Genomic DNA, 12201 nt, shown 5'->3' on the forward strand with positions numbered 1-12201 from the left:
AGAGGTCATGAAAAGTGCGTTTTGACCTGAGTACTCACCAATTTTATAATGCGACGAGTAACCGCAGGAGCAATAGTGAAGAAAGCTTTTCCCTATCAATTGGTTGTTTGTTTCACAACTTTAAAATAATCAATATGCGCATGGTTGTATTCTAGTACAGTAAATTGAAACTGCTCAATTTCAATTACCGTGCCTGCTTCTATCCCTTTTTGATAGTTGGACATAAAACCAGCCAAAGTAATAAAGGTTGATTCCTCAAACGCAGGAATGGATACATGAAAGTAACGTTCAAAATCATCCAAAGTCAATTTGCCAGAAAGAATATAACTGCCATCCGTTTGTTTGGCTATTAAAGCTTCATCTAAATCCGTTTCATCACGAATCTCACCAACAATTTCTTCTAAAATATCCTCAATCGTTACCAAACCACTCGTTCCACCATATTCATCTTTTAAAATAGCAATATGTTTTCCTTTTTTTCGCATGATTGTCAATAATTTTTTGATCGGTATCATTTCAGAAGCAATAATTGGTTCTTCTACCAATTCTTCCACTGGCAATTGATCATCTTTAAAAGATTGTTTAATCAAATCTGGCAATGTGACGTAACCAAGGATATGATCTTTTGATTCTGAAATTACAGGATAACGAGTATGTCCACGTTCAATGGATGCTTGGATCGCTTCTTTGACTGTTTCACTAGCTTCAAATACTTGCATAGAGGTCCGATCAACTTGGATATCTCTTGCTAATGTATCATCAAACTCAAAAACATTTTCTAAATAGTAGTATTCTTCTTTGGTCAGTTCCCCTTTTTCATAGGAATTTAAAGCTACTAAGGTTAACTCTTCTTGAGATAACGTCTCTTCACCTTCTGAAACCAGCTTCACGCCTAATACTTTTCCCAATGAAGCAGCTGAATGATTCAATACCCAAATGAAAGGAAACATGATTTTATAAAAATAATGCAATGGTCGTACAACAAAAAGAACGACTTGCTCTGTATTCACAATGCTATAACTTTTTGGTAGAAGTTCGCCAATGACAACATCAATATAAGTCACTAAAATAAATCCTAATGCAACAGAAATCGTCCCACTTAAAGTCGAAGCAAAAGGTAATTTTCCAATCCATGGCTCTAGTAAAGCAGCAACTGAACCTTCCCCAACCCAACCAATGATCAAGCCAGTGAGTGTAATCCCTAATTGGCTAGCCGATAAATAGTTATCTAAATGATGGGTAACATGTAATGCTAGCTTAGCATTTTTCACATTTTCTCTTTCTAACTGTTCCAAACGTGAACGTCGTATTTTTACTAGTGCAAATTCACTTGCTACAAAAAATGATGTCACAGCAATCATTAAAAATAAAATGACAAAATTAAGTACCATACATTCCCGCCTCTCTTTTCATTTCTATTGTACCTCTTTTTTCAAAAAATTAGGATAAATTAGAGCATCTCTCTACTAATTTGTTCTGTGTAAAGGCGTGTAGCGAATAATTTTTAACCCTATACATATGTAAATATTTTTTCTTAAACAAGGAAGGATTGCACTGAAAAATATAAAAAGTAAGAACTAAAAAATTTATTTTTCTAAAAAAAAGTTTTTTGACACCCAAAATAATTAATTAAAATAGAGCTAGCAAAAAATAGTTAAAAGGGGATTTTATTTATGCTACATTGCTACGAACAACAATTTTATGAAGAAAATCACGAATTAATACGAGAAACAAAAAATTAAACAGAATAATCAAAGAACAAGGAACTGATCAAGCTTTTGCTGATATTGCCAATCATTTTTATGATAAGGAAGATGTCATATTTATCATGGATAGACTGCATTTACCAAAAACAATAAATCGCAAGAAAGAAACTGCCTCACTCATCAAAAAAAATCAAGCGAATCGAGCAATGCGTGAAATAGAGATTTCCGTATTGCAGGATTACATCAAAGATCAAAAGTTGAGCGATGCCCTTACTCGTCTCGCAAATGGTTTTCATGATGAGAAAAACGTCATCTTTATTATAGATAGGTTGCATTTATCAAAATCAATAGATCGTAAGAAAGAAAATGTTTTACTAATTAAAAAGAATCAAACATTACAAGAGCAAGTCATTAAGAAATTGAATGAGAAAATTAAAAACGTAATTCTTTCGATCGATACCAAAGAAAACGTTCTTCCTACCAGTAAAGTTGAAGAAGAAAGGATATTAAATAAGTTTCGTTCTATCGCTCCTCGTGGTTTTAGCGATGCAAAGAGTCTATCATTTATCATAGATAAACTGGATTTTCCTACATGGATCACTCGTGAAAAAATAAAAGAATTCCTAATTAGAAATAACCAAAACTTTTTAACTAAACATAAGTTAACCCCACTGATCCATTCATTATGTGATAAACAAGCGCTGGATAAAGTATTTCAGCAAGTAAGTCTCCCAGAAGATTTAGAAAAAGAAATAAGAAAATGGGCTATTAACAAATGTTGGGAAAGTCATTATTCAGTTATCGAACAGTATCAAAACAAATTGAAAGAAGAGCCAAGAAAACAACCAGTTGAGAGTATTGAGGAAAAAACACAAAATTACATAAAACAGCTACAGAATGAACGACCAAATGAAATTGAAGATTATCTAGATAAAATTTACTTTAAAGAATTGAAAGAAAAAGCAAAAAACAATCCGTCAGATCATCCATTGCAGGATACAAATAAAAACAAAAAAGAACACGAACCTAACAGATAAAAAGACCTTCCATAAACTGACTTTCTTACTATAACGCACTAAAAAACTTGAATTAGTTTATGGAAAACAAAAAATTCTTGCTAAAGAAAAAATAATATCCTACAAGGCATGCAACCCCTTACAATAAAATATGTAACAGATCATTAAAGGAGGGATACTTTATGGTACAGATTCAAGAACAAGGAAAAATAGACAATAGTATTGAAGCTTGGAAGAAAATGCTTGAAGTACATGGTGTGGAGGAAACAACAATATTTTTGTCTACATTCCAAGACGAAGTTGAAAAAACCATACAAATTATCAAGAACTTAGATGTACGAAAAAAATTAAAGAGGCAGATGCTATCTAATTTATGGAATCACGATAATTCCCTTAACATAGTTCACTCCGAAAATACTCTAGAAACACATCCAGATTTCAAATCTATAAAGGAGTTATTAATCAGTACTGATGCATACAATACGATGCTTAAAATGTACGGTCCAAGTGAAACCTTATCTTTTCTATCTACCTGCAACTACAACGATCAGAGCATTAGATTTCTTACAGCTAACCTGCGTTTACCAAAGTCGACGGATCGAGTAATCGCAGCTGAAAATATTATTGACATGTATAAACTAGAATTGACCTCGGATTTCACATCTAGTCAAAATTTAGTAAAAACAATGCAATTTTTGAATACAATGAATGACGTCCAGGGTCCAAGCGAAACTTTGTCTTTTCTATCTACCTGCAACTACAGCGATCAGAGCATTAAGTTTCTCGTAGCTTCTCTCTCCTTACCAGAATCGTTGGATCGAGTAAATTTAGCTGAAAATATTATTAAAAAAAATCAAAAAGAGTTAAGCTGGGATTTTAAAACTAACGAAGCGTTAGTAAGGACTATTAACAAATGGAATATGGAGATTAAAATAAATGGACCACAAAGAGTATTAGAATCTTTATCTAAAAAAAGCTATAGACCTAAGTGTATCAAATTTATCATGGCTAATCTTCAGTTACCTAAAACAATGAATCGATCAACTGAAACAGAAAAAATAATTGAAGCAAATAAAAAAAATATTCTATTGAAGTTTAGAGGAAATATAACTAATTTAGCAGAGAAAAGACTGGATTCACACACACTAAACCGCTTCATCGATACCTTTGAATTATCGAAAAATGAAGCTAAAACATTAAAACAAGAAGCAATTCTAGCCACTCAAAAAGTCATTGAACACGATGTTAAAAGTTATCTGGATGAAATAAAATGGACAGCTAAACAAATAAAATTAGAAAACGCAGAAAAACAAGTAAAGGGTTATATAAAAGAACTACAGAGTAACCCAAATGAAATTGAAGCTTACCTAGATAAAATTCACTTTAAAGAATTGAAAGAAAAAGCAAAAACTGGTTCTTCACATCAGTCGTTGTCTAGTACAAGTAAAAACAAAAATATTTCAGAATATACTAAATAAAAAAGTAGGCGAAGACTTTCCAAAAAGGTCCTTCCTATTTTTTACATAATGTTACGTTAAATCTTCTTTCTCAAAAAAAAAACGTTTCTTGTGTTTTGACTAAGGCTTTATCATACATTTATTGTAAAGGAGGATATGGAATGCCAAATGACCAAATATTACATGAAACGAGTGATACTGAAAAAATGCCGAAGCAATTACACTCGTTAAGCCAATTAAATCCAAAGCAACTACAGGAATTAAACAAATTAAAACAAGTAATTACAGAAAATGGAATAAACGAAGCCTTATTTAGACTTTCTAATAATTATTATGATGAGAAAACGATTCGATTGTTCATGAATCAACTGCCTTTACCAAAATCAATCAATCATATGAAAAAACTAAACATAATCAGTAAACAAAATCAAGCGAATATAGCTATACGTGAAATAGAGATTGAATTATTAAATAAATACAACCAAACATCAGAGATAGAAGAACTAAAGGAACTACTACAAGTGCAAAGAGCCGAGCTAACGGTACTCATAGCAATACATATACCAGAATTACTTTATCTACCAGAAAATCATGGATCAGAAATGATAGAGAATTTAAGTCCAAAAAATTTAGAAAAACTATTAAATCTACCTGAAATACAAGAAAAAATAAAAACACAAAGAATCCAAAAAACGTTAGATATCCTCGCAAATAGCTATCATGATGAAGACAATATTACATTTATCTTGAATAATATAGATTTAGCGGAATCAATTGATCGAGAAAAGGAAATACACACATTAACTAGAAGAAATCAAAATAATCAAAAGCAAATAATTGACCAATTAAATAAGTACATTGAAACCAAAGGTGTGGCAGAACTAAATGAACTTACTACAAAATTAAAAGTAAAAAATGAATTTACAATCATCACCGATGGATTTCGTGATGGAAATAGTATCTCCTTCATCATTGATCATTTGAATTTGCCAGACTCAACGAATCGGCTGTTTTTTAAATGCTCACTCATTTTACGGAATCACACCTTTGTCGTCTTAAATAAGCTGTCATCAATGGTCAAAATAGGTTGTGAGAAACAGGCATTTGAAATAATATTTGATCGTACCAACTTGCCTAAACATATAGTAAAAGCTCTAAGAAAATTGACTTATCAAAAAACTTTGGCTCAAATAAAATTGGATATTGAAACGTATCAAAAAGAATTTATACAAGAGAAACAGAAAGAATCATTGGCAAGAAGTGAAAAAGAGACTCAATTGTATATAAAAAGCCTACAGAAACAACCAAATGAAATCGAAACTTATCTAGATAAAGTTTTTTTAGCAAAACAGCAAATACAAAATCAGATAAATATTAGAAAGCGTTCTCTAAAAGAAGAGGAAAAATACGAGCAGAAAGAAAACGAAAAACGTCTGCGAAAAAATTCATGTCAACGTTAATAGTAAAAAAAGCAGAGCAGAAATTAAGTTCCGAAAAATAAGATGGACTGCTTTTTCTGCTCCTGCTGTTTATTCGTTTTTAGAGTCGAAACTATTGATTTCTTTTGTTCCACTCACTAAATTTTTACTTTCAAACCATTTTATTTTTGGCGTTCTTTCAACCAAGTTTTCCTTGTCACACCAATGAGTAAAGGAACGGTCTCGTGTTTTACTTCACTGTATTCTAACCCAAACCAAGTTTCTGGGGAGGTAGCGATTTTTTTGATCGCCAGTTTGGCTTGCATGATTTGTCTTTCCCATTTGCTAAGGGTTGTAACATTGGAAATGACTTCATCAATCAAAATAAATTGGAAATCGCCCACTTCTCTTCCTGGTGTTAAAGAATATGTTTGAGGTTGTTTTGGCAACCTGCCTTGTTTCATCAGATCGTGAATGATTTGACGAACATAGACATTAATTTCTTGCTGTACCCTGAAGCCTAAGAACAAATTAACCTGTACCACAAAATCTGTTTCCATCATATCAATTTGATATTCTTTCGTATAAGGTTCATCTGTCACTTCAACGTGCACAAACCAATAGACGCGTGCTCTTTTTGGACGCTTATCAAGAATAGAGTAGACAAATTGACGCCCAACCTTACCTTTGGCCATATCAGGTACTAAAAAGACCACGTTCGTTTGATATAGTGGTAATGATTTATCATTTCGCAATTCAGCTAGTTGAGGAATGTAGTCTTTTAAATCTACGTCTTGAGCTGCCGACTCCCGAATAATATTTCCTTGTTCCCATACAAACATCACTGCTAAAATAACAATCGCAATCAAGACAGCGACAAAGCCACCATGGAAGAATTTTACAATACTTGAAATAAAGAACACGATCTCGATAGCACCAAAAAAGAAAGTCACGAGCCAAGCCAGCCATTTCGAGTAATTGTTTTGAATCAAATAGAAATAAAGAAGCGCTGTTGTCATCAACATTGTCACTGTAATAGAAAGACCATAAGCAGCTTCCATATGATGCGAGGTTCGAAATGTCACTACAACGAGTGAGCAAGCCAACCATAAAATTAAGTTCACTGCTGGAATATACATCTGCCCAATACTGTTTCCTGGATACATAATTTTCAACCGTGGTAATAATTTTAACTTGATTGCCTCAGAAACCAACGTAAATGAACCGGTAATTAGAGCTTGTGAAGCAATCACCGCAGCAATAGTCGCAAAAGCTACTCCGATAATTAACCAGCCCTCAGGTAACATTTGGAAGAAAGGATTTAAATTAACGATTTTTTGCATTTCTTGATTTTGATAAACATTCAATAGCCACGCTGCTTGACCAAAATAATTCAAGACTAAACAAATTTTGATGTAAGGCCAACTCAAACGGATATTCAGTCTTCCTACATGCCCTAAGTCTGAATACAAAGCTTCTGCTCCGGTAGTAGCCAAAAAGATATTTCCTAAAATAAAAAGCCCAAGCTTGTTGTCGGGGCTAAAAAGCAACTGAATCGCATAATACGGATTCAATGCTCGGATGACAGTCCAATCTTGACTAAAATTCACCAACCCCATGACACCTAAAAAAGTAAACCATAAAAACATGATCGGACCAAATGCTTTCCCCACAATATCTGTACCAAAACGTTGAACCATGAATAACACAAAAATAATAACTAAAGTGATAATAACGATAATGTTTTGGTTATTCCCGAAGCGATCAAAAAATTGAGGAATGCCTCTTAACCCTTCGATAGCGGTTGTAACCGTGACAGCAGGAGTCAACACCCCGTCAGCAAGTAAAGCTGCCCCACCGATCATTGCCGGAATGATGAGATACTTTCCACCTTTTCGAACCAAGGTGTACAAAGAAAAAATCCCACCTTCTCCATGGTTGTCTGCATTCAATGCGATAACCACGTATTTTATGGTCGTAAGTAAGGTTAAGGTCCAAAAAATCAATGAAACTGAACCAATGATAAACTCTGGATTAATGCCACGAAGTCCACCATTGTCTTCTACGATCGCTTTCATAACATATAATGGACTTGTTCCGATGTCGCCATACACGACCCCCATAGCGACCAAAAGACCAGCCATTGAAATTTTTTTAGTATTGTGTTTTGTTGTCAAATTTCCTCCTCATTTCTACTGTTTTATTCTTATCATTCTCAATGGATCATTTGGATACTTTTAGCTGTGTTTTTCATGATCGAAAGAATTGGGATAAGTGTCAAATAATTATACAAGATCAATCCCAAAAATGTCGACGAATATAGTCTGCTAATAAAGAATAGATACCCAAGCAAAACAATGCGCCTATTAATGAAGGGATGAGATAAAAACCTTTAATGGCAGGTCCTAAGTTACCGAGTACAAATTCCCCTAACCAACTGCCTAAAAAACCAATGACTACATTCCCAGTCACGCCACCAGGTACTTCTTCATTTAAAATCAATCCAGCAATCAACCCTAAAACACCACCCACGACTAATGTCATAACAAAATGGATCATCTCGTTCCCTCCTTCTAAAAAACAATCCACTTTTATTTTACGATTTTCTAAAAAAATAAACCAAGAATTAAGCGTTTCACAAGTAAATAACTGAGATCCCCGACTCTTTAACCCAAGAACTTTCTTCCCTAAAAGATTCTGCCTATTCTCTTACTAAAAATCCCATTAATTATCGTAACGAACTTATTTATTTTGGTTCTGGGTATGATACGTATAAAGTAAGTAAAACACAATAAAAAGTGAAGGTATATACTATTTCTTCCCTAAAGAGATATAATCACGATATATACTAAAAAGTGAGGCAACCGTCAGATAAAAATCTGATAATTGCCCCACTCACTAGTTTGTCTCTATCAAGTAGCACTTGTAGAGAAATACTGCCTCTTTATCTATTTTTAAAAATAAACGCTCAGTTTTTTGTTTTTATTGACTGATTTGCCTAGACCTAATAGTTATTTTGTTTCTTTTTCTGAGCCATCTTCTGCTAACATGGCTTTTCTTGAAAGATTTACTCGTCCTTGCTTATCGATTTCAGTCACTTTAACAAGAACTTCATCACCAAGTTTTACCACATCTTCTACTTTATTAACACGCTCATTTGAAAGTTGAGAAATGTGTACAAGTCCATCTTTTCCTTTAATTAAGTTAACGAACGCACCAAATTTTTCAATGCGGACAACTTTTCCTAGATACACTTCTCCAACTTTGACTTCTTTCGTTAAATCTTCAATGATTTTGATTGCTTTTTGGATCATTTCTTTATCAGATGAAGCAATACTTACTTTACCATCTTGATCGATATCGATTTTCACGCCTGTTTCTTCAATGATGCCATTGATCGTATCGCCACCTTTACCGATCACATCTTTGATCTTCGCAGGATCGATTTGGATCATTTCGATTTTCGGTGCGTATGGGCTTAATTCTTCACGTGGTGTTGCTATAGTTGTAGTTAACTCTTCTAAAATTTCCATACGAGCTTTTTTGGCTTGCGCTAAGGCTTCTTTTAGGATTTGTTCTGTGATTCCTTGGATTTTAATATCCATTTGTAAAGCTGTAATTCCATCTTTTGTTCCAGCTACTTTGAAGTCCATATCGCCTAAATGATCTTCTAACCCTTGGATATCGGTCAAGATCGTATAGTTTTCGCCATCTGAAACAAGCCCCATAGCAATCCCAGCAACCGGTGCTTTAATTGGCACACCTGCATCCATCAAAGCTAACGTTCCGGCACAGATACTTGCCTGTGAAGAAGAACCATTTGATTCTAAAACTTCAGCAACTAAACGAATCGTGTAAGGGAAGTCTTCTTCTGAAGGAATAACTTGTGCCAAAGCACGTTCTCCTAATGCTCCATGTCCGATTTCACGACGACCTGGTGAACCGGCACGTCCTGTTGAACCAACTGAAAATTGTGGGAAATTGTAGTGATGGATAAACCGTTTGCTGACTTCCACACCTAGTCCATCAATAATTTGATGTTCGCCTAGTGGTGCTAGTGTACAAGCAGATAACGCTTGAGTTTGTCCACGGGTAAACAAACCAGAACCATGCACACGTGGCAATAAGCTAACTTCGGAAGAAAGTGGACGGATTTCATCCAATTTACGTCCATCAGGGCGAATCTTATCAATTGTGATTAATTCGCGTACCACGTCTTTTTCTAAGTCTTCTGTGATTTGTTTAACTTCTTTTAATAAGTGGGCTTCTTCTTCATGCCCAGCAAATTTTTCTGCATAAGCTTCACGAATATCGATTTTCACTTGTTCGATATTGTCTTCACGCGCTAATTTTTCTTCCGTCATGACAGCAGCTTTCATTGTCCCATAAGAAGCGTCAAAGATTTCTTTTTTCAAGTCTGCATCTACTTGTAATAAAGAAACTTCCATTTTTTCTTTGCCAATTGCTTGTACGATTTCTTCTTGAAAAGCTACTAATTCTTTAATAGCGTCAAAACCAAACAGTAATGCTCCTAGCATATCTTCTTCAGAAACTTCTTTTGCGCCACTTTCAACCATATTGATGGCTTGTTTTGTTCCTGCAACGCTCAATTCGATATCTGTTTGTTCTGCTTGTTCAACTGTTGGATTTAATACATATTCGCCATTAACACGACCGACTTCAACACCAGCAATTGGTCCATCAAATGGAATGTCTGAAATGGATAATGCTAAAGAAGAACCGAGCATCGCAGCCATAGCTGGTGAACAATCAGTGTCGACACTCATCACAATATTTGTTACTTGCACTTCATTACGAAATCCTTCGGCAAACATCGGACGAATTGGACGGTCGATCAAACGAGCAGTCAAGGTTGCTTCTGTACTTGGACGACCCTCACGTTTAATAAAACCTCCAGGAATCTTACCAGCTGCATACATTTTTTCTTCATAATTGATAGTTAATGGGAAGAAATCTGTATCTTTGGCTTCTTTTGACGCTACAGCAGCGCTTAAAACGACTGTATCCCCATAACGAACCAAAACTGCTCCATTTGCTTGTTTTGCTAATTGACCGACTTCAATTTGTAAGGGGCGGCCTCCCCATGTCGTTTTGAATATTTGTTTTTCTGACATAATTACTCCTTTTCTTTCCCGTGAAAGCAAGACGCTACTAAACAAATGAAAACCGTCAAACGAAGCTTAATCAGCTTTCATTTGGTTAGTAGGTGTCTATCATGCTTTTAACGAGAATGGTTGTATTAAGTGTTACAGTAAAAAAAGTGAGATTCATTTGAACCCCACTTTTCTTGTAAAAATTAACGACGTAGACCTAAGCGTTTGATCAATTCGCGGTAACGTTGTACGTCAGTCTTACGTAGGTAAGCTAACAAGTTACGACGATGACCAACTTTTTTCATTAGTCCACGGTATGAATGATGGTCTTTTTTATGCGTACGTGCATGTTCGTTCAAGTGGTTGATTTCTTCCGTTAATACAGCAATTTGTACTTCTGGAGAACCAGTATCTCCTTCATGGCGTGCATAGTCTTTGATGATTTCATTCTTACGTTCTTTTGAAATTGCCATTTCTTTCACCTCTTTCAATTATTCCCCTGTGACTGAGTAAAACGTTGGTGATTCGCCTAACCAAGTAACAGGTAGTATGCCTTACGCATACAGCTATACTTTACCTGAATATACACGAGAAAGCAAGTGAAGAATCATTAAGAAAAATTAGTTTTTAAACAATCTTTCGCCTACTTTTTAATTTTTGTGTTAAACTATAATCCGAAAATAGACTTATCATTGTCTAAAAAGAAAGGGGTACATATTCCATGATCACAATGGATAATATCATCCGAGAAGGTAATCCAACGTTACGTGAAGTGGCTGAGGAAGTTTCCCTTCCATTAACCGAAGAAAATATTTCACTAGGAAAAGAAATGCTTGAATTTCTAAAAAATAGTCAAGATCCGATTAAAGCGGAAGAATTAAACTTACGTGGCGGTGTTGGTTTAGCTGCTCCTCAACTTGATATTTCTAAACGAATCATTGCCGTACACGTGCCAAGTCCTGATCCAGAAATAACGGAACCGACTTTAAGTACTGTCATGTATAATCCAAAAATTGTCAGTCACTCTGTCCAAGATGCCTGCCTTGGTGAAGGTGAAGGTTGTCTGTCGGTGGATCGAGAAGTCCCAGGTTACGTGGTACGTCACGCAAAAATTACCGTCTCTTATTACGATATGAACGGAGAACAACACAAAATCCGTTTAAAAAATTATGAAGCCATCGTCGTCCAACATGAAATTGATCATATCAATGGCGTCATGTTCTATGATCACATTAATGAAAAGAATCCTTTTGCATTAAAAGAAGGCGTATTAGTCATTGAATAAATGGCTGTCTATCAAAAAATAGATAAACTTCAACTAAGAAATTTTTTCTATCTTAATAGAAAAAATTGAACATCATTCAATCAGTAATCCCTCATCCTCTAGCGGTGGATGAGGGATATTGTTTGTTAGAAATTTATTATTGATCAGTCTAATGAATTGGTAAATAGCACAGTTACTTACTCAAAAACGCTTTTCCTTATGCCAC

At 34.7% G+C, this 12201-nt stretch carries 9 protein-coding genes; 4 read left to right on the forward strand and 5 right to left on the reverse strand.

The genetic code is table 11. The features are described 5' to 3' along the window. Positions 1 to 95: 95 nt before the first annotated feature. Positions 96 to 1391 carry a hemolysin family protein gene (locus tag EVI01_RS05540; protein ID WP_010750703.1) on the reverse strand — a complete coding sequence of 432 codons (1296 nt, stop codon included), beginning with the start codon at positions 1389 to 1391 and terminating at the stop codon, positions 96 to 98. Between the two features lie 521 nt (positions 1392 to 1912). On the opposite strand from EVI01_RS05540, the gene EVI01_RS05545 reads away from it, so the two are divergent. The 3 genes from EVI01_RS05545 to EVI01_RS05555 all read left to right on the forward strand — a co-directional run bounded on the left by EVI01_RS05545 (position 1913) and on the right by EVI01_RS05555 (position 5639). Further along, positions 1913 to 2743, forward strand: coding sequence for a hypothetical protein (locus EVI01_RS05545; protein ID WP_146811563.1), 831 nt, complete (start codon positions 1913 to 1915; stop codon positions 2741 to 2743). Between the two features lie 161 nt (positions 2744 to 2904). Continuing rightward, the gene (locus EVI01_RS05550) at positions 2905 to 4200 is read left to right on the forward strand and encodes a hypothetical protein (RefSeq protein WP_010750705.1); all 1296 of its coding nucleotides are present in this window, start codon (positions 2905 to 2907) and stop codon (positions 4198 to 4200) included. A gap of 140 nt (positions 4201 to 4340) precedes the next feature. Next, on the forward strand, positions 4341 to 5639 hold the full coding sequence (locus tag EVI01_RS05555) for a hypothetical protein (RefSeq protein ID WP_010750706.1): 1299 nt from the start codon (positions 4341 to 4343) through the stop codon (positions 5637 to 5639). Between the two features lie 140 nt (positions 5640 to 5779). On the opposite strand, the gene EVI01_RS05560 is transcribed toward EVI01_RS05555, so the two are convergent. The 4 genes from EVI01_RS05560 to rpsO all read right to left on the reverse strand — a co-directional run bounded on the left by EVI01_RS05560 (position 5780) and on the right by rpsO (position 11184). Continuing rightward, on the reverse strand, positions 5780 to 7774 hold the full coding sequence (locus EVI01_RS05560) for a KUP/HAK/KT family potassium transporter (RefSeq protein WP_010750707.1): 1995 nt from the start codon (positions 7772 to 7774) through the stop codon (positions 5780 to 5782). A 118-nt stretch (positions 7775 to 7892) separates the two neighbouring features. After that, complete coding sequence (locus tag EVI01_RS05565; protein WP_010750708.1) at positions 7893 to 8156, reverse strand: GlsB/YeaQ/YmgE family stress response membrane protein; 264 nt, start codon at positions 8154 to 8156, stop codon at positions 7893 to 7895. Between the two features lie 452 nt (positions 8157 to 8608). Continuing rightward, positions 8609 to 10732, reverse strand: a complete 2124-nt coding sequence (pnp, locus tag EVI01_RS05570; RefSeq protein ID WP_010750709.1) for a polyribonucleotide nucleotidyltransferase — start codon at positions 10730 to 10732, stop codon at positions 8609 to 8611. Positions 10733 to 10914: 182 nt separating this feature from the next. Next, the gene (gene rpsO, locus EVI01_RS05575; protein ID WP_010750710.1) at positions 10915 to 11184 is read right to left on the reverse strand and encodes a 30S ribosomal protein S15; all 270 of its coding nucleotides are present in this window, start codon (positions 11182 to 11184) and stop codon (positions 10915 to 10917) included. A gap of 248 nt (positions 11185 to 11432) precedes the next feature. On the opposite strand from rpsO, the gene def reads away from it, so the two are divergent. After that, the gene (gene def, locus EVI01_RS05580; RefSeq protein ID WP_010750711.1) at positions 11433 to 11996 is read left to right on the forward strand and encodes a peptide deformylase; all 564 of its coding nucleotides are present in this window, start codon (positions 11433 to 11435) and stop codon (positions 11994 to 11996) included. Positions 11997 to 12201 lie beyond the last annotated feature (205 nt).

Origin of the sequence: Enterococcus villorum (assembly GCF_007990225.1) — a bacterium.
GTDB lineage: Bacteria > Bacillota > Bacilli > Lactobacillales > Enterococcaceae > Enterococcus_B > Enterococcus_B villorum.